The sequence below is a fragment of the Exiguobacterium sp. s63 genome, assembly GCF_018617335.1.
Taxonomy (GTDB): Bacteria; Bacillota; Bacilli; order Exiguobacteriales; family Exiguobacteriaceae; genus Exiguobacterium.
The window spans coordinates 1,008,231-1,033,180 of the sequence record NZ_JACSKB010000001.1; the positions used below are offsets into that span (position 1 = coordinate 1,008,231).

At 49.0% G+C, this 24,950-nt stretch carries 27 protein-coding genes; 15 read left to right on the forward strand and 12 right to left on the reverse strand.

The genetic code is table 11. From position 1 onward, the window contains the following. Positions 1–104: 104 nt before the first annotated feature. From KNO90_RS05015 to KNO90_RS05035, 5 genes are all read right to left on the reverse strand, one after another. On the reverse strand, positions 105–941 hold the full coding sequence (locus KNO90_RS05015) for an ABC transporter ATP-binding protein (RefSeq protein ID WP_215113150.1): 837 nt from the start codon (positions 939–941) through the stop codon (positions 105–107). After that, complete coding sequence (locus KNO90_RS05020) at positions 942–1,973, reverse strand: FecCD family ABC transporter permease (protein WP_215113151.1); 1,032 nt, start codon at positions 1,971–1,973, stop codon at positions 942–944. After that, on the reverse strand, positions 1,970–2,971 hold the full coding sequence (locus tag KNO90_RS05025) for a FecCD family ABC transporter permease (RefSeq protein ID WP_251127325.1): 1,002 nt from the start codon (positions 2,969–2,971) through the stop codon (positions 1,970–1,972). Before KNO90_RS05025 ends, KNO90_RS05020 begins: the two co-directional genes overlap by 4 nt. A 20-nt stretch (positions 2,972–2,991) precedes the next feature. Continuing rightward, a complete protein-coding gene (locus KNO90_RS05030) occupies positions 2,992–4,035 on the reverse strand; it encodes an iron-siderophore ABC transporter substrate-binding protein (RefSeq protein WP_353048476.1) in 1,044 nt (347 codons plus the stop codon). Between the two features lie 144 nt (positions 4,036–4,179). Then, positions 4,180–4,773 (reverse strand): FMN-binding negative transcriptional regulator, encoded by a 594-nt coding sequence (locus KNO90_RS05035; RefSeq protein ID WP_215113153.1) that lies wholly within the window; start codon positions 4,771–4,773, stop codon positions 4,180–4,182. A gap of 69 nt (positions 4,774–4,842) precedes the next feature. On the opposite strand from KNO90_RS05035, the gene KNO90_RS05040 reads away from it, so the two are divergent. The 5 genes from KNO90_RS05040 (at position 4,843) to KNO90_RS05060 (ending at position 8,733) form a co-directional block, all read left to right on the forward strand. Beyond that, positions 4,843–5,508, forward strand: coding sequence for a haloacid dehalogenase type II (locus KNO90_RS05040; protein WP_215113154.1), 666 nt, complete (start codon positions 4,843–4,845; stop codon positions 5,506–5,508). 58 nt (positions 5,509–5,566) lie between these two features. After that, positions 5,567–5,923, forward strand: a complete 357-nt coding sequence (locus tag KNO90_RS05045; RefSeq protein ID WP_214742039.1) for a DUF2200 domain-containing protein — start codon at positions 5,567–5,569, stop codon at positions 5,921–5,923. After that, complete coding sequence (locus KNO90_RS05050; RefSeq protein WP_215113155.1) at positions 5,920–6,351, forward strand: DUF1801 domain-containing protein; 432 nt, start codon at positions 5,920–5,922, stop codon at positions 6,349–6,351. The genes KNO90_RS05045 and KNO90_RS05050 overlap by 4 nt, the downstream gene beginning before the upstream one ends. 78 nt (positions 6,352–6,429) lie before the next feature. Then, positions 6,430–7,071, forward strand: a complete 642-nt coding sequence (locus KNO90_RS05055; protein WP_214742041.1) for a TVP38/TMEM64 family protein — start codon at positions 6,430–6,432, stop codon at positions 7,069–7,071. Positions 7,072–7,200: 129 nt separating this feature from the next. Further along, a complete protein-coding gene (locus tag KNO90_RS05060; RefSeq protein ID WP_214742042.1) occupies positions 7,201–8,733 on the forward strand; it encodes a methyl-accepting chemotaxis protein in 1,533 nt (510 codons plus the stop codon). A gap of 38 nt (positions 8,734–8,771) precedes the next feature. On the opposite strand, the gene KNO90_RS05065 is transcribed toward KNO90_RS05060, so the two are convergent. Then, complete coding sequence (locus tag KNO90_RS05065; protein ID WP_215113156.1) at positions 8,772–9,629, reverse strand: SDR family oxidoreductase; 858 nt, start codon at positions 9,627–9,629, stop codon at positions 8,772–8,774. 146 nt (positions 9,630–9,775) lie between these two features. Between KNO90_RS05065 and KNO90_RS05070 the strand changes: the two genes are divergently transcribed. The 3 genes from KNO90_RS05070 (at position 9,776) to KNO90_RS05080 (ending at position 11,496) form a co-directional block, all read left to right on the forward strand. Then, entirely contained in the window at positions 9,776–10,204 is a 429-nt protein-coding gene (locus KNO90_RS05070) for an Rrf2 family transcriptional regulator (protein WP_215113157.1), read from the forward strand. 125 nt (positions 10,205–10,329) lie between these two features. After that, positions 10,330–11,247: a TerC family protein gene (locus KNO90_RS05075; protein ID WP_215113158.1), complete on the forward strand. Its 918-nt coding sequence runs from the start codon at positions 10,330–10,332 to the stop codon at positions 11,245–11,247. Between the two features lie 87 nt (positions 11,248–11,334). Next, positions 11,335–11,496, forward strand: a complete 162-nt coding sequence (locus KNO90_RS05080; RefSeq protein WP_215113159.1) for a hypothetical protein — start codon at positions 11,335–11,337, stop codon at positions 11,494–11,496. 45 nt (positions 11,497–11,541) lie between these two features. On the opposite strand, the gene KNO90_RS05085 is transcribed toward KNO90_RS05080, so the two are convergent. Then, positions 11,542–12,258, reverse strand: a complete 717-nt coding sequence (locus tag KNO90_RS05085; RefSeq protein ID WP_214742051.1) for a peptidoglycan DD-metalloendopeptidase family protein — start codon at positions 12,256–12,258, stop codon at positions 11,542–11,544. Between the two features lie 200 nt (positions 12,259–12,458). Beyond that, positions 12,459–12,923 carry a DUF305 domain-containing protein gene (locus KNO90_RS05090; RefSeq protein ID WP_214742052.1) on the reverse strand — a complete coding sequence of 155 codons (465 nt, stop codon included), beginning with the start codon at positions 12,921–12,923 and terminating at the stop codon, positions 12,459–12,461. 168 nt (positions 12,924–13,091) lie between these two features. Here KNO90_RS05090 and KNO90_RS05095 point away from each other — a divergent pair, with 168 nt between their 5' ends. The 3 genes from KNO90_RS05095 to KNO90_RS05105 all read left to right on the forward strand — a co-directional run bounded on the left by KNO90_RS05095 (position 13,092) and on the right by KNO90_RS05105 (position 15,536). Further along, a complete protein-coding gene (locus KNO90_RS05095; protein ID WP_215113160.1) occupies positions 13,092–13,352 on the forward strand; it encodes a hypothetical protein in 261 nt (86 codons plus the stop codon). A 103-nt stretch (positions 13,353–13,455) separates the two neighbouring features. Then, a complete protein-coding gene (locus tag KNO90_RS05100; protein WP_215113161.1) occupies positions 13,456–14,130 on the forward strand; it encodes a response regulator transcription factor in 675 nt (224 codons plus the stop codon). Then, positions 14,127–15,536, forward strand: a complete 1,410-nt coding sequence (locus KNO90_RS05105) for a sensor histidine kinase (protein WP_215113162.1) — start codon at positions 14,127–14,129, stop codon at positions 15,534–15,536. The genes KNO90_RS05100 and KNO90_RS05105 overlap by 4 nt, the downstream gene beginning before the upstream one ends. Positions 15,537–15,553: 17 nt before the next feature. On the opposite strand, the gene KNO90_RS05110 is transcribed toward KNO90_RS05105, so the two are convergent. Beyond that, positions 15,554–16,498 (reverse strand): F510_1955 family glycosylhydrolase, encoded by a 945-nt coding sequence (locus tag KNO90_RS05110; protein WP_215113163.1) that lies wholly within the window; start codon positions 16,496–16,498, stop codon positions 15,554–15,556. A gap of 58 nt (positions 16,499–16,556) precedes the next feature. Next, entirely contained in the window at positions 16,557–18,563 is a 2,007-nt protein-coding gene (locus KNO90_RS05115; protein ID WP_215113164.1) for a heavy metal translocating P-type ATPase, read from the reverse strand. A gap of 130 nt (positions 18,564–18,693) precedes the next feature. Here KNO90_RS05115 and KNO90_RS05120 point away from each other — a divergent pair, with 130 nt between their 5' ends. From KNO90_RS05120 to KNO90_RS05135, 4 genes are all read left to right on the forward strand, one after another. Next, on the forward strand, positions 18,694–20,205 hold the full coding sequence (locus KNO90_RS05120) for a multicopper oxidase family protein (protein ID WP_251127326.1): 1,512 nt from the start codon (positions 18,694–18,696) through the stop codon (positions 20,203–20,205). A gap of 157 nt (positions 20,206–20,362) precedes the next feature. Then, the gene (locus KNO90_RS05125) at positions 20,363–21,508 is read left to right on the forward strand and encodes a sensor histidine kinase (protein ID WP_215113166.1); all 1,146 of its coding nucleotides are present in this window, start codon (positions 20,363–20,365) and stop codon (positions 21,506–21,508) included. Positions 21,509–21,603: 95 nt separating this feature from the next. After that, positions 21,604–21,747 carry a hypothetical protein gene (locus tag KNO90_RS05130; protein WP_214742060.1) on the forward strand — a complete coding sequence of 48 codons (144 nt, stop codon included), beginning with the start codon at positions 21,604–21,606 and terminating at the stop codon, positions 21,745–21,747. Between the two features lie 91 nt (positions 21,748–21,838). After that, complete coding sequence (locus KNO90_RS05135) at positions 21,839–22,924, forward strand: GGDEF domain-containing protein (RefSeq protein ID WP_215113167.1); 1,086 nt, start codon at positions 21,839–21,841, stop codon at positions 22,922–22,924. Positions 22,925–22,963: 39 nt separating this feature from the next. On the opposite strand, the gene KNO90_RS05140 is transcribed toward KNO90_RS05135, so the two are convergent. Further along, a complete protein-coding gene (locus KNO90_RS05140; protein WP_251127380.1) occupies positions 22,964–23,668 on the reverse strand; it encodes a glycerophosphodiester phosphodiesterase in 705 nt (234 codons plus the stop codon). Next, on the reverse strand, positions 23,640–24,947 hold the full coding sequence (locus tag KNO90_RS05145; RefSeq protein WP_214742063.1) for an ABC transporter substrate-binding protein: 1,308 nt from the start codon (positions 24,945–24,947) through the stop codon (positions 23,640–23,642). Before KNO90_RS05145 ends, KNO90_RS05140 begins: the two co-directional genes overlap by 29 nt. Positions 24,948–24,950: the final 3 nt, after the last annotated feature.

Below are 24,950 nucleotides of genomic sequence, written 5' to 3' on the forward strand. Positions count from 1 at the left end.
GCATACACCTGCCATTTGGAGAAGTCAACGACTTTTTTAGAACGCTTTCATGGATAAACAAAAAAAGAAGGAGCGCTCGCCCCTTCTTGACTCTCTATACGTGGTCACACCAACTCAAGCTGCGCGACAGGCGGTTCTTCCGTTTCCGTCTGCACGTGATGGCGACCAATCGGAATGACCGACGGTGAACCGGATACCGGATCACACATGACCGAACAGCGCAGGTTGAAGACACGATGAATCAAATCACACGTGATGACGTCCGACGGCTTTCCTTCCGCAATCAACTTCCCTTTATCGAGTGCGAAAATATAGTCTGCATAACGCGCCGACAAGTTGATATCGTGAAGCACCATGACGATTGTCGTCCCGTACTTTCGGTTCAAATCCGTCAACAAATCGAGAATCTCGACCTGGTACGTGATATCGAGATATGTCGTCGGTTCATCTAAGAAAAGCACATCTGTCTGTTGAGCCAGTGCCATCGCAATCCAGACACGTTGGCGTTGCCCACCTGACAACTCATCGATTGGACGGTCCGCAAACTCGGTGATGTTCATCATCTCCATCGCCTCAGCGACGGCCTCATAGTCGGCTTTCGTCCATCCCTTCAAGAACGATTGATGGGGGTAACGACCGCGACCGACGAGATCGGCGACCGTGATCCCTTCCGGTACGACCGGAGACTGTGGCAACATCCCAAGGACACGCGCTAGCTTTTTTGGTGCCATCTTCGAGATCGGCTTACCATAAAGCGTCACTTGACCGGCATTCGGTTTAATGAGGCGTGCCATTGTCTTCAGTAGCGTCGATTTCCCGCAACCGTTCGCACCGATGATGATGCTGATTTGATTGCTCGGAATTTCAAGACTGATATCGTTCAAAATCATCTTGTCCTCGTATCCTGAGGTAAGATGTTCAACTTTCATAATGGATGCCATTTAGAAGTCCCCTTTCTGGTTCATCCGAATCAACAAGTATAAGAGATAAGGCGCGCCGATGATGCCGGTGATGACACCGACCGGATAGCGTGCCGTGAAGGCGAATTGCCCGACAAGGTCGGCCGCGAGCACTAAGATGATACCGACAAGCGCTGCCGGAAAGATCCCGGCGTGACTCGTTCCGACGAGGCGTTTCGCAATCGGTCCCGCCAAAAAGGCGATGAAGGCGATCGGTCCTGTTGTCGCTGTCGCAAGCGCAAGCATGAACACCGCCGCAACGATGAGAAGCAATCGGGTTTGGTTCGTATTGATCCCGAGTCCTGTCGCCGCCATTTCCCCAAGCTCGAGCATTTCGAGCTGACGTGTGAGTAACAGGACGATTGGTAAACAGATGAGTACTGTGATGATTAAAGGCGGCAACTCCTCTAGCTTCACCCCATTTAAACTTCCTGTCAACCACCTCATGGCCATCGCGACATCATTTTGTCGGCTGATGAGCAGTAAATAATTGATGACCGCCGTGAGCATCGCCTGAATGCCAATTCCGACCAAGACGAGGCGTCCGATGGAGAAGGCGGCCCCTTTGGATAAGAAATAGATGACGAGCACGGTCACGAGTCCTCCGATAATCGATGCAATCGAGATGATGGCCTCGCTCGACTGGAGAACGACGATACAAAAGACGGCAGCCGCACTCGAACCGGTCGTGATGCCGATGACGTTCGGGTTGGCAAGCGGGTTACGAAGCATCGTCTGGAAAATCGTTCCCGCGGCACCAAACGCCGCCCCGGCGAAGACACCGGCGAGCATGCGAGGAAGACGCAATACCTCAACGGCGAAGGTCGCCCCTTGCACGTCTTCCCCGAGCAAGACGCGGATGACATCCTGAACGGGATAAATCGTATTACCTAGCATAAGCATCAAGCCGCTCAGCGTGAGCGCGATGACGCTCAAGAGAAGCGTCATCCCGACATAACGACGGCGTCGCTTCATGCGACCTTGTCTGATTTGTTCAATCGCTGGTTGCATCATAGTCCTCGTACTTTCACTTTCATTGTCAATAGAATCAGAATCGGTGCCCCGATGAACGCCGTCACAATTCCGACCTCGAGCTCTCCCGGGCTTCCAAGCAAACGTCCGATGACGTCCGAGAAAGTTAAGATGATGGCGCCCGCAAAAGCAGACATCGGCATGAGATAACGCTGGTCCGGACCGAGCACGAGTCGAATCAAATGGGGGGCGAGAAGTCCGATAAAGCCGATTGGGCCGGCAAGTGCCGTCGCCGCCCCGCATAAAATGACGCCTGCGAACGAGGCGGTCAGTTTCAACGTGCCTGTCCGAACGCCGAGGCTCTTCGCCATCTCCTCCCCGAGCGCGAGCGCATTCAAAGAAGGCGCGGTCACGACCGCGATCACGAGACCGATTAAAAGAAACGGTAAAAATGTATAAATCGAATCGATGTTTCCTGCACCGACACTCCCGACTTGCCAAAAACGGAATTGATCCATGACGTTCGAACGTGGAATCATGAGCGCCATGACGAGCGAGGATAAGGCTGCACTTGTCGCAGCTCCCGCTAAGACGAGTTTGAGCGGGGTCGCCCCTCCTCTTCCGAGCGAACCGATACCGAAAACGAAAATGGCCGTCAATAGCGCCCCGACGAGCGCGAACCAGATGAACGCACTCGCTGTCGAGATGTTAAAGAACGCGATGCCGATGACGACGGCGAGCGCTGCTCCCGTGTTGACCCCAAGAATGCTCGGATCGGCGATTGGGTTACGCGTCACCGACTGCATGAGCGCCCCCGCCACACCAAGTGCCGCGCCACACATGAAACTAAAGATTGTCCGGACGACCCGCTCCCGGACAATATCCGCTTCATACGACTGAACAGCCGGACGGAATAAACCGTCCAGCAGTTCATTCCACCCGACTGTTCGTGAGCCGAAGGCAAGGGATGCCACGATGCATAGCACCGTCAGTACGAGCGTCCCGATCAAGAGAAGCGGAAAGTGCTTTGGTGTGTGCATCTGTTTCACCTGATTTTGCATCATTTTACTTTCGCGAGGGCATCCGATACGCGTGAAACGTACTCATCAATCGTATATTCAATCGAGAGTGGCGTCGGCGTTCCTGCCGCTGCGAGTGGTGTGTTATCTTCAATCAAAACGACCGATCCGCGTTCAATGGCTGGTACTTTACTGTAAAGCGGGTCTGCTTGAAGCGCCTTCAACGTGTCTTCATTTCCGTACGTGACGAAGATGTCGACGTCGTTCAAGATGTCAGCGTTCTCTTTGCTGAGTTCAAGATAGAAGCTGTCTGTTTTCTCTGCTTCGTCGACAATGTTTTGTGGATACTCCATCCCGAGTTCTTCGATGAAGGCACCACGTGGGTCACCCGTCGTATAGATATAGAATTTTGAAAGGTCTTCCGCGCTCATCGAGACGAATGCGGCTTTCTTTCCAGCAATCTCAGGAACGGCTGTCGCTTTGTCGGTGATCAACTGCTCCGTGTCCTTGATCAACTGTTCGCCTTCTTCACCGAGTCCCATTGCGAGTGAGTCATAGCGAACCATGTCTTGCCATGACGTGACCCAAGGTGTTTCCTGGTATGCCACGACCGGTGCGATTTGACTGAGCGTGTCATAGTCTTCTTGCGTGATGCCTGAGTAGGCCGCCAAGATCACGTCCGGGTTTGAATCCGCGATTGCTTCAAAGTCTAATCCGTCTGTATCTTGATAGATGTTCGGGTTCTCTTCCCCGAGTGCTTTCAATTTCTCTGACGTCCATGGAAGCATACCGCTATCGTCCTGGACACCGTAGTTCGCAGCCGAGAATCCGACCGGTACGACGTCGAGCGCAAGTGCGACATCATGGTTTCCCCATGAAATCGTTGCGACACGTTCCGGTTTTTTCTCAATGACCGTCTCTCCGAATGCGTGCTCGATTGTGATTGGGAACCCTTCTGCCGATTCTTCCGTCCCTTCATTCGTGGAAGCGTTCTCAGCTTCTTCCGAACCACAACCGGCTAAAATTAGTGCAAATGCCGACACAAAGATAAACATATGTAACCATTTCTTGAATGTGTTGTTCACGTGATTTTCTCCTTTTCGAACTTCTCTGTATTTTGTCGATACTGATAATCATTATCATTTATGAGTATAGACCTGCTCCTAAGTCATGTCAACCGCTATTCGGTCTAGAAAAATGAAAAAACCTGTCGTTTTAGGACAGGTGGGTCAAGACTTCCGATGCCGTCTCATGACGTCTGCAATCGGTTCATTTTGTTTTTGAAGCTCTGATACGATTCGCTCGTGGTCCATATCATTTCGGTTTTGACTTAACTTGAACGTCGCCTGAATGTCAGTGATATCAATCCGAAACCCGACGACTCCGTTCATTTGTCGCTTCACTGGTTCCGATAACGCCTCCCAACGTACCGCATGCTCACGTTCCCCTTCATGCTCATGAAGCATACCAGCAAGTTCCTCTACTAATTCGTCCTCGTTGAGAATCGTCGCACGTCCATACACGTGTACGGCCTGATAGTTCCATGTCGATACGTCCTCGTGTCCGTACCAGGACGCCGAAACGTAAGCATCATGTCCTTGAAACATGACGAGAACAGTTTGATCTTCAATCGTTCGCCACTGCGGATTCGCTTTCGCAATATGCGTCGTCAGTTGACTGTTCGCCTCATCGAATCGTAACGGGACATGTGTCGCAATCGGCTTGTCCCCGTCATGTGTCACAATCGTGCCGAATGGATGGGCATGTAAAAAAGCATAGATATCAGCTTCGTCGTTGACGGAATATCGGTTTTGGATATACATGTCGAACCCCCTTTCTCCTATTATATTCTCAAAAGACGGGTATAACGACACAGAAGGAGGAATGTTTTTATGAAACAACCCATCAAAGCCATCGTCTTTGACGTATATGGCACATTGTTCGACGTTCATTCGGTGAAGGATGCCTGTGAACAAGAGTTCCCGGAAAAAGGAGATGCCATCAGCCAAGTATGGCGAACGAAACAACTCGAGTATTTCTTTTGGCGCCACATCATGGGACGCTATGAAGATTTCGAGTCAGTGACCCGGGACGCACTCCGTTACGCATTAGCCGTGCATGATGCAACATCGACGGAGAACATCGAGAAACGCTTGATCGCATCGTATGCGCACCTCACCCCGTATGAGGAAGTCGAATCGGTCCTCAAACAGTTGCATGACGTAAAGACCGTCATTCTCTCAAACGGGACGGACGAGATGCTCGAGGCACTGCTTCACAACGCCAGTCTGAGCGAATATTTCGATGAAGTTGTCAGCGTTGACGGCATCAAACAACCAAAACCATCTCCTGCCGCCTACATGCACTGGTTCAAAACATCCGGTCTTCGTCGTGACGAGGTGCTCTTCTTATCGTCAAACGGCTGGGACATCGCCGGGGCGAAGAACTTCGGCTTCCACGCGGCATGGATCAATCGGAATGCCTTACATTTCGAAGAATTTGATGTAGCGCCAGACACGATTTATGACGATTTGAATGGAATCTTGGAATGGGTGTAACCTGCTTCGGTCAAAGTATGAGAAAATAAAGAAAATAAGACCGAAACGAGGGATACAGATGGCACACCGCATTTACACGACGAGCTTTGCGAGCGTCTATCCACACTACGTCGCCAAAGCCGAACGAAAAGGACGGACGAAAGAAGAAGTCGACACGATTATCGAATGGTTGACGGGTTATGATCAAACTGGGCTCGAGCGTCAGATTGCTGACGAGGTTGATTTCGATACGTTCTTCTCTGCCGCACCTCGCCTGAATGAAGATCGTGCTCTCATCAAAGGCGTCGTCTGTGGGGTCCGCGTCGAGAACGTGGAAGAACCACTTATGCGTGAGATCCGTTATTTGGACAAACTCATCGATGAGTTGGCAAAAGGAAAGAAAATGGAGAAAATTTTACGAGGTGGCGAATCATGATGGACGTGACGACACTCGTCGACGAGGAACGACTCGATTCATTTATTCATCTGATCGAAGTTATCGATGACCATTTGCCAGAAGGCTTTGAAAAGACGACGGACGGACAGGGTGTCCATTACGTCGTCCCACTCGAGCGATATCCGTCGGGTTATCACGTCACACCAGGGACACCGCTCCCGTTCATTAGCGTGATCGCGCAAAAGCGTCACGTCGGGCTTTACCATATGGGCATCTACTCCGACCCTGAATTGCTCGCGTGGTTCGAACAGGAGTATGCGAATCGGGTCCCAACGAAACTCGACATGGGGAAAAGCTGTATTCGCTTCAATAACGTGAAACGGATCCCGTTTGACCTCATTGGAGAACTCGTCGAGAAGATGACGGTCGAGCAATGGATTCAGCGCTATGAAGGAAACCGAGGCTAACGCTTCGGTTTTTTCGCACATTCATTTCTCTTTCGTGAGCCGTGCATACGGTATGCTTAGAAAAAGGAGGGACGCCTCATGCCACGCTGGCTGAAAATCACTTTATTCTTACTCGTGTTCGGAACATTGTTCTACATCACCCATTTCCACTATGAGTTGCGTCCGTCTGACATCCGCGATACGGTTCTGTCGTTCGGGTGGTGGGGACCACTCTTCTTTATTTTTCTTTACGCCATCGGTCCGGTTGCATTTTTACCGACATCCGTCCTGTCACTCGGAGCCGGACTCGCGTTCGGCGTATGGCCAGGAGTTCTCTATATTATTTTTGGTGCTACCGCTGCCGCGACGACCGGTTACGTCATGGGACGCTTCTTTGGACGTTCGGTCATCAACGTCGAGCGCTATCCATGGTCCGAAAAACTGTTCACCCAAATGGAGCGTCGTGGATTTCTGTACGTGTTTGTCCTTCGGCTCATCCCACTCGTCAGTTTTGACTTACTCAGTTACGCCGGAGGGATCTCGCGCGTCCGTTTCCGTGCGTTTGTACCGGCGACCGTGCTCGGCATGATTCCGGGGACGTTCGCCTACAGCTTTCTCGGAGCGAGTCTCGCGTCAGGTAGCGTCACCACGATTTTCATCGCCGCGCTCGTCTTTGTCGGCTTAATTGTCGTGACGTATATCTTTCGGGAACCGGTGAAAAAATGGCTCGGGTTAAATTGAAAACATGTGAAAAGGAGCCACGCGCTCTTTTTTTGTGCGTCGAATATGCAATTGCAATAAACTTCTGTGAACTTCGTCCGATATGTATAGAGCTACAACAAATGAACACGAGAATGTGAGGAATGAAAGATGAGTTTTACGAAACGAAATCAGTTGATGTTGTTGACGACGTTATTGATTGTGATGACGTCGGTTATTGTCCATGTGCTCCATCGTTTTACCGACTTTGCCTATGCTTATACAATTTTACGAAATGGTGCAGACGGTTATGTGTACTCCGGCGTGACATGGGTCCTTTTCGCAATCCCGATTGCTTTATTCGGGATGATGCTCATTACAGCAAAACGAGACTCTGCGTCCTTTTCCTATTGGATGATGTTGACGCTCACCTTCGCAAGCATCTCGACCGTTGCCGGTGGACAAGGACTCGTCGAGTATCATTTTTCGATTTTTGTCGTCTTGGCGATTTTGTCGTTCATGCGTCGAATTGATTTGATTTTGTATAGCGCCGGAATCTTTGCTGCGCAACATTTACTAGGGTACTTTTTGATTCCTGAGATGATTTGTGGGACGAGCGATTATCCGTTCAGTTTACTCCTCGTTCATGCCGTATATTTGATTCTTCTCAGTACCGTCCTCGTCGCGCAAATCCACTTCCGTAACAAAGAGACGGAACGTGTTGAGGCACAGGAGCAAGAAACGCGACAGTTATTACAACATGCGATTCACGATGTCAGTGCGCTTGTCCAATCTTTAAACAGTCATGCAGAAGAGCTTGAATCCGCTTCGAATCAGTCTCTCGAATCCGGGGAACAAATCGCTGTCACGGTCGACCCGATTGTCGCGCATGCTTCATCCCAACAGGAATCCATGGCGCAAGGGGCTGATGAAATTCACTCGATTCGTTCATTGACTGCGCTCATTCAAGAACGAATGGCCCAGACAGCCGCAGCGTCCTCGCGTATCGCTAAAGATGCCCTTGCCGGGAACAAAGACATGCATCTCATGGAAGCGAAAGTACAAGAAATCATCACCGAATCGGAACAGCTCGATCGAATCGTCGCAACGATGTCGACTCGTTCAACCGAAATCCAAGGAATCTTGCAACAAGTCGGCTCGATCAGTGAACAGACGAATATGCTCGCCTTGAACGCATCCATTGAAGCAGCACGCGCTGGTGAGGCTGGTCGCGGATTCGCAGTCGTCGCCTCTGAAGTCGGGAAACTCGCTGTCCAATCGCGTGAATATGCATCCGAGATGACCCGTGTCCTCGGTGGGTTGATGGAGGATACGACCGTCGTCTCCAAATCGGCGCATCTATTCAAACAAGCGACGGAAAACTGTCAAACGGTCACGAACGATGTGACGGCTGTTTTTGGACGTCTAACGGAAGATGTTTCAGAAATCGACGAACAGATCGCTTCGATTCAAGAGACACGCCAACAGGTCACGACACAAATGGAAGCACTCGAAACACGACTTGAATCGACGAAATATGCGGCGAACGAACTCCAGCAACAGATTCACCACGTTGCCGCAGCAACGGAAGAACAAGTCGCCATTCAAAAAGAACTTAGTTCCATGTCGGACCGACTCGCTCTAACAGCGAATTCGCTCGAAGACGTGACGACTCAACTCGAAGATCACGCCACTCGCGCCTAACATAAATGCCCTCGACCAAGCGGTCGAGGGCATTTTCATTATCGGTCGAGTAATTGACGAATTCCGTCCGCGAGCGGTGTGACCGGGCGTCCAAGAACCGGTTCAAAGTCACTCTCGTGAATTTCGAGTGTCCCTTGACGAATACTTTTTTGAATGCCTGCTAGTAGGGAAACTACGTCATCAGGCATCCCTGCCCCGCGCATCGTCTCTTCATATGCTTCGAGATTTAGCTCCTGCATCATGACGTCACGACCTAACACCTCACTAAGTGCACCTACTAAATCTTTTTGCGTATGGAGCGGTCCTGACAATTCATACACCGCACTCTCTTGCTGTTCTTTCAACAGGACGTTCGCCGCTGCTTCCGCATAGTCTTGTTGAAGCGCCCAACCGACCTTCCCGTCCCGAGCCGCTGTGATCCACGGTGCCCCGTCCACGACTGCTTGCATGCTCGGCAATTCGTTCTCTAAGTACCAATTGTTCCGCAAAAACGCATACGGAATCCCCGATTCTACGATTGCTTCCTCTGTGACGACGTGTGGAGGTGCCATCAAGTTCTCACTGTCTGTCGCATCGGCTAGACTCGTGTAGGCGATGAAGGAAACACCTGCCCGTTTCGCCGCCTCAACCGCGTTCGTATGTTGACGAATGCGCGTATCGTTATCGCCATCTGCCGAGATGATCAACAGACGCTCAACACCTTTGAACGCTTCATCGAGTGTGTCCGGCTGATCAAAATCTCCGTGTCGTACATCAATCCCGCGCTCTTTTAGCGATGCTGCTTTCTGCGGATTACGTACACTGACTGCGAGGTCACTCGCATCAATCGATTTGAGAAGTTCCTCTACGATTTTCGAGCCGAGTTTACCCGTTGCTCCGGTGACTAAGTACTTCATTTTTATTTTCCTCCTCTAACCTGTAATTGAATCAGTTACATGTAATCATAATAATTACAGGTAACTCATTTGTCAATTATTCTTTCCCTGTTATACTAAACATGTAACAAAGTTGTTAACATGCATGAACAGAAAAGGAGAAATTTATGACAATCAGTAGTCGATTTTCAGTGGCCATCCACATGCTGACTCTTGTCGCACTTTCACCGCCAGAAGTTATCTCGTCAGATTTTTTAGCGCGGAGCGTAAATACGAACCCTGCCCTCATTCGAAAAATTATGGCTATGTTGAAGAAGGCTGAATTGATTCAGGTCAAACCTGGTGTTGCCGGTGCGACTCTTACAAAAACATTAACCGACATCTCACTTCTCGAAATATATCAAGCTGTTGCTGTTGTTGAACCCAATGAACTGTTTGGGATACACGAGAAACCAAATCCTGATTGCCCAATCGGTCGAAACATCCAAGCGACAATCGAGCCGATTTTCATTACAGCTCAAGCTGCAATGGAACAAGTGCTTGAACAAATTATGCTTGCAGATGTTGTCAAAGACATTGATCAATCAGCAGATTGAGAGATTCGATTCATGACCCACTCTTAAGAGAGTGGTTTTTTTATGAAATTAAAACTTGACTTTAAGTTCTCATGAACCTATTTTTAATATATAAGTTCAAAAGACCTTAAAAGGAGGAGTTGTTGTTGACCCTACTCATCGGGTTTTTACTCATCGTCATCTTCATGCTCGCACTTGACCTCGGGGTGTTCCACCGTAAAGCACACGAAGTCTCGCTCCGCGAAGCGTGGACGTGGACGTTTGTCTGGATCGGGATTGCCATCGCATTCGGAGGATGGTTGTTCTTCACGCAAGGCAGTACAGCCGCAACAGAATATGCGAGCGTCTACTTTATCGAAAAGGCACTCGCGATCGATAACGTCTTCGTCTTCTCACTTGTTTTCGCCTATTTCGCCATCCCACTCAAGTATCAACACAAGGTACTGTTCTGGGGGATTCTCGGAGCAATTTTCTTCCGCGCCGTCTTCATCGTCGCTGGGGTATCCCTTTTAGAAAACTTCGGTTGGGTCTATTACGTGTTCGGAGCGTTCCTCGTTTATACGGGATGGATGATGTATAAGAATATCGGGAAAGACGAGTCACTTGAAGAAAACAAGACGATTCGTTGGCTCGAGCGACGCCTTCCCATCACACAAGACATCACATCCGGGAAGTTCACGAAACGCATCAATGGGAAGCTGTTCTTCACCCCCCTCTTCATCGCGCTCATCTTCATCGAGTTGTCGGATATCGTCTTCGCTGTCGATTCGGTCGCCGCAAGTTTTGCGTATTCACGTGACCCGTATATCATCTTCTATGCGAACATCATGGCGATTCTCGGACTTCGTAGTCTCTACTTCGTTCTCGCCAACTTGATCGACCGCTTCTACTATTTGAAACACGGTCTCAGCTTCATGCTCGTCTTCATCGGGGCGAAGATGATTTTGGGTGATGTGTACAAGATGCCGATTTGGATGTCTCTTGGAACCATCGTTCTCGTCATCTTGATTAGCGTTCTCTATAGTTTCTACAAAACGAAACCTGGTTCGTCCAAACACGTATAATGAATCAATCGATCCATTTCGTCGGTGTTCTTTCTTTGAAATTCGGGTAATTATTGAGGTGCACCACTACAGAAAAGGGGATTCAATATGTTTGATTGGATTGGCCTCATGAGTATCGGTCTCGTCTTCGGGATCATCCTCATGTTACTCTTCAATACCTTATTCGGATTGGTGTTCGGTGTCGTTCTTGGCGTCAGCCTCGTCGTTACCAACCAAATCGAGCGAAACAAACAAACGACGATTCATTAACCAAAAAGCACGCGCTCCCATTATTTGAGAGCGCGTGCTTTTATATCAAAACATCGTATATGGATTGATGCTGTTGGCAGGAGCTGAACTGCTATACACATAGCTGTTTCGATGTACTTCGAAGTGAAGGTGGTTCCCGAACGAGTTGCCGGTATTCCCGACCGTTCCAATTGTTGCTCCCTTTGCTAGCGTCTGTCCTGTGACGACATTGAGACGATCGAGGTGTGCATATACTGTGATGTATGTTTGTCCGTTCAACTGATGGCTCATCATGACGTGGTTACCGTAAGCCCCATAGTTTCGAGAAACGATGACTTTTCCATAAGCGGCTGACACGACCGGTGTTCCTCTTGGAGCAGCCAAGTCGATGCCGTTATGGAACGTATAACCGTACTGCCCGCTCGCCGGACCATACTTTTGTGTCAACGTCCCTTTTGTCGGGATGATCATTTTCGCAGTCGATGTCGTTGAAAGCGTTGAGACACTGTACTTCTTCACATATGTACTGGATACGTAGCGGGACGTCCCGTTGAAGTTAATTTTCGTCCATCCCCCGCTCACGCCGAGATACTTGAACGACTGTCCCAACTTGGCGCTACCGACGATCGCATACGTCGTGCTCGGGCCCGAACGGACGTTTAAACTGTTGGTCGTCACTTTGACATAATACGTGGTGGCGGCTTCAGCCGGGGTACCGGCGGGAGTGAAGATTCCGACGGTGAGAAGAACGGCACAGAAGAGAGAGAGCATCTTTCGTTTCATAATGTGGTAAATCCTTTCAATTATGTATTTAAATTTTTATATTTTATATTATCTAACTGAAAAAATTTTACCACCAAAATGAACCGACAAATATGTCATTTATATTTCAAATAAAGGAAAACAAATTCTAACTTACTTTCTTTATTTTTCCTTTCGAATGGATTAAAAAATACACAGCCCCATTCGACTGTGTATGTCTATTATTCTTGATTTTCTTCTTCCTCTTCTAAATCTTTGATCAGTTGCTTCATTTCTTCGATTTCGCGACGTTGCGCTTCAATGATTCCTTCAGCCAGTTCTTTGACGCGCGGATCTTCAATTTCAGCTCGCTCACTCGTCAAGATCGCAATCGAGTGGTGCGGAATCATCGCCTTCATCCAACTGACGTCATCGACAGTCGTTTGACTCCGTACAAGCCACAGGGAGACACTGAAGACGAGGGCGCTGACCGCTATAATGATAAAATTGAAGGCTTTATTCTTGTACATCCCCCACATGAAGAGCAACATGACGATTGCCATGACCGATCCCATGATGAGTGCCATATACAACCTCGTTTGACTAAAGAAGATATGGTTGATTTGAAAGACGTTCAAATACATGAGCCAATACATAATAAATGTAGAGACCGCAATCATGATGCCGAATTTACCATATGATTTCATCTCGTTCATCCTTTCTTGTTATGCATGTAGAATTACTTTTACCTACTTGTTCTGTACTCAAACCTGCATATTTTTTAGCCATGGCGTGTTCTGAATGTTTTTCACTTCTTTTTCACAATCGTCGGGTAGACTAATGAAATTGAGATTTTGCACGGAAGGAGAACGACAATGCAAGAGGTGACATTGCGTGACGTATTGGCATCACTGGATTCTGTGTTATCTTGGTCGTATCTGGACCGTCCTGAAGATATGGCGATTCGCGGCATCGGAACGACACCAAAAAAAATTAAAAAAATGTTTTTATATGTATGCAAACGTCCGATTAATGAACGAGGTGTCGATTTAGTGAAGGTGGCCATCCGAAACGGGGCAGTCGCCATTGTCACGGATCGCCCGATTGATGCGAGAGTGCCCGTCATTTACTGTTGAGACGTCGCGCGCGCATGTGAACAACTACAGACTCTTTTCGCTACAGAAGGAAATCATGCGAAGCACGCGGAACGATAATAAATAAAGGAAGGAGGAGTACAAGATGAAGATTCTCATTGTAGACGATGAAGAAAAAATGAGACATTTGATTCGTCTGTTCCTTGAGGGTGATGGGTACTCTTGCATCGAGGCAAGCGATGCTCGTTCCGCACTCGACAAAATCGAAGAGCGACCGGATCTCGTCCTTTTAGATATTATGATGCCAGAAGTAGATGGGATCTCACTTTGTCGTCAGTTAAAGACGATGGACCCGGCATTACCTGTCGTCTTGTTGACGGCACGGTCAGACAACGAGACGACCATCCGAGGATTAGATGCTGGAGCGGATGATTATGTTACGAAACCGTTCGACGGAAACGTCCTCCTCGCCCGTATTCGCGCCGTCTTACGACGGACCCGTGTCGTCAATATTCAATACGGTCCGCTTCGATATGATGAAGAGAGCGGACGTATCCTTTATGAGGAACAAGAAATCGTCCTCACGCCGAAAGCGACGGCCATTCTGAAACTGTTCCTTCAGCATCCGAATCGACTCTTCAACCGCCTAGATTTATTTGACCTTGTCTGGCCCTACTCTGCAGAATCCGATCCTCGCACGGTTGATGCGCATATTCGTATGATTCGAGAAAAGTTAGGGGATGCAGGATTTCCGATTGATGATTATTTAAAGACGGTATGGGGACGTGGCTATCGATGGACCGAAGAGCGTTCCGGATGAAGCGAAGTCGTAACAGTCTACCATTTCGCATCAGCCTCGTCTTCCTCTTATCTACGTTATTAATTGAAGGCGTATTATTCCTTCTCCTTTATCACACGTTACTCGGCGAACGCGTTGTAGAAGAAATCAATCGTCTCGAGTCGAGAGCCGAGAGCCATGCGAACGTGTTGGCGATGAACTTTTCAAAAGAGACGATTGGTCACGTTGCTACGATGGAAAGTGAGACGGACACAAAAGTTGCCATCACTGACCCAGCACATGTTCTTCTTCAAACGTCCCGTTCTTTTCCGCAGGTACTAGTCGATACCGTCGAAACGAAACGACGTATAGGTCCATTCGATGATACGACTGTTTTAGAGGACGACTGGGAAAACGAGCCGTATTTAAGCGTTCGTACGCCAATCACAGATGATCTCGATACACGGTATGGGTACGTCTACATGTTTTTACCGACTGAGATCATTCATGGAATCAGTCATCGCCTTCAGTTGCGATTTCTCTACATCACGGCTATCGCACTCGTGACGACGATCTTGACTTTCATTCTTCTAAGTCGACTCATTTCAAAACCGATTGAGTCATTAAGACGAGCGACGGAGAACGTTCTCACAAACCCGGACGATTTACAGTTACCGACGAATCGAGTTGATGAAATCGGAGAATTGGCACGTTCAATCGAATCGATGTCTCTTGAATTATCTCGGCTACGACGCGAGCGGCATCAGTTTCTATCCGATCTCTCACATGAAATCAAGACCCCTCTCACTTATTTGAGAGGGTATGCCGAAATCGCTTCGAAAGACAGCACTCCAGAATCACTTCGGCAACAGTCGATTCAAACGATTTTAGATGAGAGCCGCTCGCTCACAGAACTCGTCGAAAATGCATTTCAATTGGCACAGCTCGATGAAAACACGTTCTTGTTACATCGAGAAGAAGTATCTGTCACGACGTTTTGTGCGGATTTACGACGAATGCTCGATACGATGTTTCGGATGACGACGATTCGCTTCGATACTCTGCCAAATGTCGGACGACCAGATGTTTCGCTCACATTAGACCGTCATCGAATGCTCCAAGTCTTCCGCTCCATCGCCCATAATGCGATTGAACATAGTGAGGCTTCACATGTCTCCCTTCGTTCGAACGTCACGGACACTCACCTGATCCTGACCATTACAGACAATGGGAAAGGCATTCCTGAAGAAGATTTACCGCACATTTTTGACCGTCTATATCGTGTGGAAAAATCACGGTCCCGTCAGACCGGTGGCAGTGGACTCGGACTCGCGATTGCTGATCAAATCGTCGTGCGCCACGGTGGGACGTTGACGGTATCTTCGGATACATCAGGTACTTCGTTCACCGTCACACTTCCGCTCGACAAAAAGACGCCTTCCCTTTAATGGAAAGGCGTCTTTACTTAGTCGAGCTCCCCTGCGTCAAGACGTGTCTGCCACTCTCCGTCCGTGAACTCATATACACTGTTATCCGATGTGACAAGCAACATGTGCTCCTCTTTGATGGCCAATTCGATTGGCACAGCGTCCACTTGAAGCTCTGGAAGGTTGAACGTCTCTGTCGACTCATCATCTAAGTTGAAACGAACCCCTTCGAATGAACCATCTGTCTGTCGAATGTAGGCCAACTGCCCATCGTCCTCCCCGACCGTGACGACTTGTTCCGACTCGATGAGTGGCTCGAAGGAGTCTCCGGCATCGTTCGAAACGAGGATGCCGGACGGTCCATACAAGAAGACGCGCTCCGCATCCGTCGCATCGGCGACGATGCCTGCCACTTGTACTCCCTCGATTCCGTTCACTTGCATCGGTTCAAATGATTTCCCACCATCGATTGAACGATAAAATCCCGGCTCTAGCTCCGAGGTCGCTTCTTCCAAATAAACGTAGAGTGTACCCGTGGCATAACCGGCGCTCATATAGTGGAAATCTGCCTCGCCTTCTAGCGACCGACTCTCGAGTACTGTCCCATGATTTTTTCCATGCATAACCCCAAGTGGATTTTTGAAATCTGTCCGACGATCGGGGTGACCGCTCGCATAAAATCCATCCTCGACGACTTCAAACCCCATATAGTCGTGACGATTCGTCGGAAGTGTATACCAACCGTCTTCTCGATATTCTATCAACCCGTCATGCGTCGCGATGACAGGACGTTCGTCGTCTTGCCAAAATCCAGCCCCGTGGATATGAGAAACCGTTTCATCGGATCCCACACGCTGCCACTCGTCTTTTGTAGGGGGCGTCACGTTCTCGGATTGACTAGTGTCCGACGGTACTTCTTCCGTTCCACAAGCCGTTAAAAGCAGTGGAGTCAGGAATAGTGATAGCATCAACATTCGTTTCATCTAAATCCCTCCATCTATAGCATCCCATCTAGCATACGTGCTAAAGATGAAAAACTTGTTAAATCTTCAAAAGTCGAGCGTTGATGGCGACAATAACTGTGCTTAAACTCATCAAGACGGCACCGATGGCCGGGGACAAGATGATGCCAATCGGAGCCAACACACCTGCAGCGAGCGGGATGGCGACGATGTTATACCCTGCGGCCCACCACAAGTTTTGAATCATCTTTCGATATGTGTTCTGTGAAAGCTCTAAAATCGATAGCACATCTTTCGGATTGCTACGGACGAGGACGATGTCAGCCGTCTCAACAGCAACGTCCGTCCCGCTGCCGATGGCAATACCGACATCCGCTTGCGCTAGTGCCGGAGCATCATTGATTCCATCCCCGACCATCGCTACTTTGCTGCCATCTTTCTGGACGTCTTTTACCTGGTTCGCCTTGTCGTCTGGTAATACTTCGGCATACACGTCATCGATGCCGAGCTGACCCGCGACCCAATGTGCGACCTTCTCATTGTCCCCCGTCAACATGATGGAACGGACTCCTTTTTCACGAAGTGCCTCGACGGTCTCTTTCGCCTCTTCCCGCACTAAATCGGCCATTGCAATCATACCAACCCATTCCCCGTCCTTTAAGACAAAGACGACGGTCTTTCCTTCTCCCGAGAGTCGTGCGAACGTCTCTTCATCGATCTGAATGTGTTGATCACGGATATGACGTGGACTGACGACTTGAACATGCGCTCCTTCAACCGTCCCTTCTAACCCGACACCCGCCATCGAACCGAAGTTGTCGACAGTCGCCAGTTTCAATTCTCGTTTCTCGGCTTCTCTTAAAATTCCTTGCGCGAGCGGATGTTGCGACTCCCGTTCGACAGCTCCAGCTAATCGCAATACATCTTCTTCTGTGAAAGATGAGCTCGCTTGTACGTCCGTGACACCGAAGTTTCCTTCCGTCAACGTACCCGTCTTATCAAAGATGACGGCATCGAGGCGACGCGCTTCTTCAAATTGAGTCCGATTACGGATAAGGAGACCTTGTTTCGCCGATAACGCTGTCGAAACGGCAACAACGAGCGGTGTCGCTAGTCCGAGTGCGTGCGGACATGAGATGACCATGACCGTCACCATCCGTTCGACTGAGGTTCCGACCGAATAGCCAAGCATGAACCAGATAGTAAATGTGATGACGCCTGCTGCAAGCGCGATATAGAACAAATATTTCGCCGCACGGTTTGCTAAGTTTTGAGCCCGTGATTTCGATTTTTGAGCCTCGCTCACCAATTCGATGACTTTTGACAAGTACGTGCTTTCTCCCGTACCAATCGTTTCAATCGTCAAACTACCTTCTTGGTTGATTGAACCCGCAATGACATCTTCACCTTCTGTCTTTTCGACCGGGACCGATTCACCGGTCAACATCGACTCGTCGATCGTCGTTCGTCCTTTGATGATTTTCCCGTCTACCGGGACCTGTTCTCCTGGTTTGACTAGAATCCGGTCTCCTTCTTTTAGTTCAGAGATCGGGACGTCTTCCGTTTCTTCCCCATTGATGCGATGTGCCTCGTTCGGTAACAGTTGAACGAGTTGCTCCAACGCATTTGACGCCCCCATCACAGAACGCATCTCAATCCAGTGACCGAGTAGCATGATCACAATCAATGAAGCAAGTTCCCAAAAGAAGTCATGTCCACTTCCATATCCAAAAATAACAGCTGCGCTATAAAAGTAAGCGACACTGATTGCTAAGCCGATCAGCATCATCATGCCTGGGCTACGATCCCGCAGCTCCTCTACACTCCCTTTTAAGAACGGCCATCCTCCGTATACATACACAATCGTCGCCAATACAAATAAGATAGTCTTTTCAAGCGGAAAATTGAGTTCAAACTGTAGCCATTCTTGAATCATGTCCGACAACAATAAAATCGGAATCATCAGACCAATCGATACGAAAAAGCGTCGTTTGAAATCGTCAATCATATGTTCGTGTCCGCCATGATGAGAATCGTGACTCTCCTCATGATGTTCATGGTGTTGATTGTGTTCGTGTTCCATCATCTATCCTCTCCTTTACACATATTTCATACCCCTATGCGGTATATAAATAAACGGATTCGGACTTTCATGTTTCTTTCACAATTAGGTGGTACAACAGAGTGAGGACTGAACAATGAAGGAGTGTTATCAGATGAAATCAAAAGGAATGTGGTTTTTGTTGACGGGGATTTTAATTGGGGGCATCCTCGTTTTACTAGCCGTTCTCTTCAACGGGACATGGAACCATAACAACAATATGAATCAAGATCATATGATGGGCAATGATTCGTCAACCCGGCAAATGGGTGACCACATGATGGGCAATGGCGGACCGATGGGACACGGTGCGACCCAAAATCTCCAAGCATCGGATGAACCGACACAGCCACTTCCGATTCCGACTGCCTTACAGCCAGATCGTGTCACGGGAGACACGGTCTACTACACGGTGGAAGCAACTAAAGGCACGTCACGATTTTTCAAAGACGGCAAAAAATCGGAAACGTTCGGCTATAATGGAAACTTGCTCGGACCGATGCTCGAGTTACCGAAAGGAAAAACAGTCGTGATTGATACCATCAATCGATTGGATGAACCGACAACGTTCCACTGGCACGGACTCGTTATCCCTGCCGACATGGACGGGGGACCTCATCAAGCTGTAGCTGCGGGTAAACATGCACAAGTTCGACTCGACATCGACCAAGAACCTAGTACGCTTTGGTTTCACCCCCATCCGATGGGATTGACAGCTGAACAAGTTTACAAAGGGCTCGCCGGCCTTCTTTATGTGACCGACGATGCACAGAGTGGTCTCCCGAATGACTATGGTGTCGATGACATCCCGCTAATCGTACAGGATCGGCTCTTCACTGATAACGGTGAGCTTGATTACGATGCCCACATGAACGTCGATGGGACGACAGGGGATACGATTCTTGCGAACGGTGTCATCAACACCACGTTCGATGTTCAAACCGAGACGTTACGAGTGCGACTAGTCAACGGTTCGAACGCACGTAATTTCGACTTCACGCTATCGAACGGAAAGAATTTGATTCAAATTGCAGGAGACGGTGGTCTGTTGGAAAAACCAGTTCCCTTGAAGACCATTTCGTTGACACCGGGCGAACGGGCAGAGGTGCTGATTGATTTTTCACAAGTAGAAGATGACGTATCCTTAGAAGCGGACGGGGTGACGTTCACCACGTTTCGTGTTGGTGAACTCGATAAGACGTCCATCGATATTCCGACAACTAAAACGAGAGAGCGTTCGACAGATGAGAAGGCAGATCGCCGACTCACGCTGTTTGGAATGGGAAATATGGTATCAATCAATGGAAAAACGTTTGACCCAGAGCGTATCGATATCGAAGCGAAACGCGGAGACACTGAGGTATGGGAGATTGAAAATAAGCCGGATATGATGGGTGGGATGACACATCCTTTCCACATCCACGGCGTCCAGTTCCGAGTCATCAGTCGAGACGGCAGCCCGCCAGCCGATCAGGAGAAAGGGTGGAAAGACACGGTCGCTGTGGCTCCTGATGAACAGGTGAAAATCGAACTGACCTTCACCAAAACGGGAACGTTCATGTATCATTGCCACATCCTCGAACATGAAGAAAACGGGATGATGGGACAATTAAAAGTGACTGAATAACTCACGCTTCTCCGTTCACGTAACGGAGAGGTGTTTTAAATGTCCGTCCCAATTTCACTACGTTTCTGCTAGGACTATTGCCTGTATAGGGATTCCTTCTCGAATGTCGTATACTTGTTGTGAATGAATGTACAAATGTTCGTGAGGAGGTAGATCTATGCGCCGATTTCGTAGGGTTAGGCAAAAACGCTCCGCTCGTCAAAAACAGCAACGTCATACGTTCTCCATCGCTTCTATCGTGGAAGAAGTACAGGATGCGATGTGTTATATCGATTTCTCAAGGTGCCGCCTGTATACGAATGATTCTCTTCGTCAATGGTACCCTTCTATGATGACACAGTCTTTTGACACATTGGACACATTGACTCATTATGTATATACCACGTTGGAACGGCACGAGGCGGATTCCGCACAAGTCATGCACCTGATTCAGGAATTGCTCGAATGTGCGACCGAAATGGATCCAAGGATGGCCTCACGTCGTCTTCGTTTTGATGACAAAACGCTACATTTGATTTTCAACTTTACGCGGACACCACGTGGCGTTTTCGTCATGTGGCGCGACCAAACGGAAGCCGTCCGCTTTGAAGAGCGTAAAGACAGTTTTCTTGCCGAACTGTCTCATGATTTCCGTACGCCATTGACTGCCATCCACGGCTATACGGAGTTACTTATGAGACGTCATCAAGGTGCGGAAAAGTCGTATCAGATGCTACAACAAGTCAAACAAGAATCGGAACGTCTGGAGCGGCTCGTTGATAATTTCCTCGACTATCAAAAAGAACGCTACACGGCTGATCAACTGAACGTGACGACGTTCGCACTCCCTCCTCTTCTAGAGGATGTCATGTCGAGCTATCAGACGACCTCCCCGCTTCATACAGTGACGTTTGAAGCGAACGATGTCTTGATTCAAGCAGATGAAGAAAAGTTACGGCAATTGCTCCATAACCTGATTAGCAATGCGATCAAGTATTCTCCCGAAGGTGGGGAGGTTCATGCCCAGGTTGAGGAATGCGACGGGACAGTGATCTTGTCCGTATCTGACACCGGCATCGGCATTCCGGAAGATGCCCTTCCCTACGTATTTGATGAATACTATCGTGTCGAATCGGCTGCCCACCAATCGATTAAAGGAACCGGTCTCGGGCTACGAATCTGCAAACGCATCGCCGAAGCCCACGGTTGGGGCATCCATGCAGATTCGGTATATGGAGAAGGGACGACTTTCACGATCGAGCTTCATACCAGACAGAGTTGTCCATTGCTTCCATCCCCTAAACACTCGCTTTCGTTCGACTGATTTGATCGGTCGAACGTTTTTGTCTTACCTCAATTTGAGAATGAAGCTTCTACCTTTTGGGAATAAAGAAATGACGAAGAGAGGAGGCAATGAAGATGAAACAACGAGGACATTTATCGATTCCAGTCGCGGTCGTATTCGCCGTCGTCTTTGGTCTGACTCTCGACAATTGGTGGCTCGGAATCGGGATTGGCATCGCCATGTTTTTCGCATTTCGAGGAACGAAGAAAAAAGCGTGAAGAAATGACGAAAATTTACACACCTTCAGATTGACAATTATTTGAAGACTGCTACCGTTAATGTATAGTCCATAAAAAAGGTCGTGAAGGAATGACGCTCACCGTTTTATTGCTTAATGCTTGTGTCGCATTCACCGGGTTTTATATCATCTCGAAGATTTATCATTCTTCACTGTTTAACTCATACCGTCTTCGTAGTTTCGTGATCGGACTACTCGCCGGTGCGCTCGGTCTGTTTTTGATGTATAACGCCGTGGAAGTCAACGATACGGTCCGTGTCGATTTACGTCACTTACCGCTCGTGTTGCTCGCGTTTTATGGAGCCCGTTTCCCTTTATTCATCGCAACACTCTTCATTGCGAGCACACGATTCTTGTTCGGAATGACCGAACAAGCCGCGATTGCGTTTGTCGCGACGTTTATCGTCAGTATCGGGATGCTCTGGATTCATCGGTTGCTTCGGGAGCGACTTTTCATCCAAAGCATCTTCTTGAACGTATGGGCACTCTTCATCATCTCGATTGCCGTCTACATCAATATGGGTTGGAGCACGGCGTATGTGTCCCTCGTCTTGACCATTTGGATGATTGGAATGCTCGTCGGTCTGCTTTCGAGCATCCTCACCATCGATCTTGAACAGACGACCCGTCGTGCCATCGAGTATAAGCAGTCGTCTGAACGGGACCATTTGACGGGTCTATACAATCGACGTGTATGGGATCGATATACGGCATCCGTCGGGCAAGAGAATCGGACGTATAATGTGCTTGCGCTCGATATCGATCATTTTAAACATGTGAACGATACATATGGGCACGGAAACGGTGATCTCGTCTTACAACAGTTTGCCAACATCCTGAAGGTGGAAACACGTGCCCACGACACGGTCGCTCGTATTGGTGGGGAAGAGTTCGTCATTTTAATGTACGATTTGACGCCTGAAAAAGTGGATAAAGTAGCTAACCGGATTCGGGAACGGATTGCCGCTGAAACGTTCCATTTGAATGACTTCCCACCGATTCACATCACGACGTCCGTCGGGGTCGCCCATGGCACCTCGCTTCCCATCAAACGAATGGTCGACCTCGCCGATTCGGCGCTCTATCAAGCAAAAAACGAAGGACGCAATCAAGTTGTCGTCTCGACCTATGACATACCACAACCGATCATGACATGAACGAACCCCGCTCCTTTTCAGAAGCGGGGTTTGTTGTACTCATTTTGTAAACTGTTCAACCTCATCTGTCATGATGGCCGAAACTGCTATCGGGGGCAGGTCCTTCACATCGTTAATCGTATAGAGACGTGTCTCCAGTGTCGTACGACGCATCTGTTCCCATGCAGTTGATCCGATAAATTCAGCCTGTGCGTGAATCGCTTCGGCCCGAATCATTTCAGCGAATGAGACGGTGTCCGCCTCACCCGTAAGTGTCAACACTGCAAGCCGAGCGTGCGGAGCCACATCCCGCATCCGGACGAGTGTTTCACGATTAAACGAGGAGAACACGACACGGTCACCGAGTTCAAACTCGTCAACAGCGAGCCAAGCGAGTCGTTCGATTCCCGGATACGCATATTGGTCCGTCTTCAATTCGATGTTCAGGGTGACGTCACTCCGTTCGATCAAGCCGAGCACTTCTTCTAATGTCGGGATACGCTCATAGTCGTCAATCTTCAACTGACGAAGCTCTTGAAGCGTCATGTCTTTCACCCATCCGGTCCCGTCTGTTGTCCGGTCGACGGTCTCGTCATGAATGACGACGAGGCGACCGTCCTTCGATAGCTGAACATCCAGCTCAATCCCATCTACGTATGGGAGAGCCGCCTCGAACGCAGACAATGTATTTTCCGGGTAATTGGCGCTATAGCCGCGATGTGCGTAAATCAACATCTCACTGCCCCAAGGTGGAAGTCGTCTCATCGGCCGCACGTTTCAATGCCTCTTCGACCGACACGCCTTGATACAAGCTCTCCATCGCATTGACGACACTTTGACGTGATTGTGGGAACGTCGAGATGAGCGCCCCTTGTGTCGCTGGTGATGGTTTCGTCTCACTGAGCTGGTCGACCGTTACTTTCAATTGTGGATATTTCGCCCACATCTCTTCAACGACCGGTTCATTGTATGCGTCAGGGTTGATGGCGAAGTAGCCTGTGTCGACATGCCACTGAGCTTGTGCTTCCGTTGATGACACATACTTCATGAATTCCCATGCGCCTTCTTTTGTCTCTTCGGCGATACCATCACCCATCCAAAGTGATGCGCCACCGATGACGACGCCTTGACGGTCCGCTTCACTCGGCACTGGTAAGTATGATGCGCCGACTTCAAAGTCCGCGTTGTCTGCGACCGTACGGATCCCTGCTGAAGAATCGAGGTACATGGCAACTTTCCCAGATTGGAATGCCGCGCGCATATCGTCCCAGTTCTGACCGACGTTTAAGAACGTCTTCTCGTCATACATCTCTTTGATCAAGTTGAACGCATTCTGTCCCTCTTCCCCATCGAACACGGCTTTCGTCGGCTCACCGTTACGTCCATTCTCATTATCGACATACAGCCCACCTTGCGCAGCCACAAGTTGTTCAAAGAACCATCCATAGTTGAGCATCGTGAAGCCCGTCTGGCCGTCCGTCGTCAACTTTTTCGCCGCCTCTTTCAATTCGTCATACGTCCGTGGCGCCTTCTCCGGGTCGAGCCCTACCTTTTTGAACGCATCCTTATTATAGATGAGGACCGGTGTCGATGAGTTGAACGGCATCGAATATTGTTTCCCATCGACCTGATAGTAACTCAAGATATTCTCTTCCCATACGCTCGTATCAAAATCCTCTTTGTCGATAAACTCTTGAACTGGTGTGATTTTATTCGAATCGATCATGTATTTCGTCCCGACTTCGAACGTTTGCATGATGGCCGGAGCGTCTTCTGAACCAGCGACCGCATTGAATTTTGTCAGTGCTTCTTCATACGTTCCTTGGAAGACCGGTTTGACTTCATAGTCGTCTTGCGAAGCGTTGAACGCATCAACTTGACTGTTTAACGCCGTCTCCAAGTCCCCGCTCATCGCGTGCCAAAAGACAACCTCTGTCTTTCCATCTTCTGTCGTCGCCGCCACCGGTGCCGCTTCTTCACTGCCACATGCCCCGAGTAATAATACCGAACTTGCCAACCCTGCGAATAATCCTAACTTTTTCATGTG

What these genes read in the sequence shown, in the direction of transcription:
- KNO90_RS05045 (WP_214742039.1), top strand. Translation starts at nt 5,567, where the DNA reads ATGGCACACCGCATTTACACGACGAGCTTTGCGAGCGTCTATCCACAC.
- KNO90_RS05135 (WP_215113167.1), top strand. Translation starts at nt 21,839, where the DNA reads ATGACGCTCACCGTTTTATTGCTTAATGCTTGTGTCGCATTCACCGGG.
- KNO90_RS05035 (WP_215113153.1), bottom strand. Translation starts at nt 4,773, where the DNA reads ATGTATATCCAAAACCGATATTCCGTCAACGACGAAGCTGATATCTAT.
- KNO90_RS05090 (WP_214742052.1), bottom strand. Translation starts at nt 12,923, where the DNA reads ATGAAATCATATGGTAAATTCGGCATCATGATTGCGGTCTCTACATTT.
- KNO90_RS05110 (WP_215113163.1), bottom strand. Translation starts at nt 16,498, where the DNA reads ATGAAACGAATGTTGATGCTATCACTATTCCTGACTCCACTGCTTTTA.
- KNO90_RS05060 (WP_214742042.1), top strand. Translation starts at nt 7,201, where the DNA reads ATGAGTTTTACGAAACGAAATCAGTTGATGTTGTTGACGACGTTATTG.
- KNO90_RS05145 (WP_214742063.1), bottom strand. Translation starts at nt 24,947, where the DNA reads ATGAAAAAGTTAGGATTATTCGCAGGGTTGGCAAGTTCGGTATTATTA.
- KNO90_RS05085 (WP_214742051.1), bottom strand. Translation starts at nt 12,258, where the DNA reads ATGAAACGAAAGATGCTCTCTCTCTTCTGTGCCGTTCTTCTCACCGTC.
- KNO90_RS05115 (WP_215113164.1), bottom strand. Translation starts at nt 18,563, where the DNA reads ATGATGGAACACGAACACAATCAACACCATGAACATCATGAGGAGAGT.
- KNO90_RS05040 (WP_215113154.1), top strand. Translation starts at nt 4,843, where the DNA reads ATGAAACAACCCATCAAAGCCATCGTCTTTGACGTATATGGCACATTG.
- KNO90_RS05140 (WP_251127380.1), bottom strand. Translation starts at nt 23,668, where the DNA reads ATGAGACGACTTCCACCTTGGGGCAGTGAGATGTTGATTTACGCACAT.
- KNO90_RS05100 (WP_215113161.1), top strand. Translation starts at nt 13,456, where the DNA reads ATGAAGATTCTCATTGTAGACGATGAAGAAAAAATGAGACATTTGATT.
- KNO90_RS05055 (WP_214742041.1), top strand. Translation starts at nt 6,430, where the DNA reads ATGCCACGCTGGCTGAAAATCACTTTATTCTTACTCGTGTTCGGAACA.
- KNO90_RS05130 (WP_214742060.1), top strand. Translation starts at nt 21,604, where the DNA reads ATGAAACAACGAGGACATTTATCGATTCCAGTCGCGGTCGTATTCGCC.
- KNO90_RS05080 (WP_215113159.1), top strand. Translation starts at nt 11,335, where the DNA reads ATGTTTGATTGGATTGGCCTCATGAGTATCGGTCTCGTCTTCGGGATC.
- KNO90_RS05025 (WP_251127325.1), bottom strand. Translation starts at nt 2,971, where the DNA reads ATGCACACACCAAAGCACTTTCCGCTTCTCTTGATCGGGACGCTCGTA.
- KNO90_RS05120 (WP_251127326.1), top strand. Translation starts at nt 18,694, where the DNA reads ATGAAATCAAAAGGAATGTGGTTTTTGTTGACGGGGATTTTAATTGGG.
- KNO90_RS05015 (WP_215113150.1), bottom strand. Translation starts at nt 941, where the DNA reads ATGGCATCCATTATGAAAGTTGAACATCTTACCTCAGGATACGAGGAC.
- KNO90_RS05020 (WP_215113151.1), bottom strand. Translation starts at nt 1,973, where the DNA reads ATGATGCAACCAGCGATTGAACAAATCAGACAAGGTCGCATGAAGCGA.
- KNO90_RS05125 (WP_215113166.1), top strand. Translation starts at nt 20,363, where the DNA reads ATGCGCCGATTTCGTAGGGTTAGGCAAAAACGCTCCGCTCGTCAAAAA.
- KNO90_RS05105 (WP_215113162.1), top strand. Translation starts at nt 14,127, where the DNA reads ATGAAGCGAAGTCGTAACAGTCTACCATTTCGCATCAGCCTCGTCTTC.
- KNO90_RS05065 (WP_215113156.1), bottom strand. Translation starts at nt 9,629, where the DNA reads ATGAAGTACTTAGTCACCGGAGCAACGGGTAAACTCGGCTCGAAAATC.
- KNO90_RS05095 (WP_215113160.1), top strand. Translation starts at nt 13,092, where the DNA reads ATGCAAGAGGTGACATTGCGTGACGTATTGGCATCACTGGATTCTGTG.
- KNO90_RS05050 (WP_215113155.1), top strand. Translation starts at nt 5,920, where the DNA reads ATGATGGACGTGACGACACTCGTCGACGAGGAACGACTCGATTCATTT.
- KNO90_RS05070 (WP_215113157.1), top strand. Translation starts at nt 9,776, where the DNA reads ATGACAATCAGTAGTCGATTTTCAGTGGCCATCCACATGCTGACTCTT.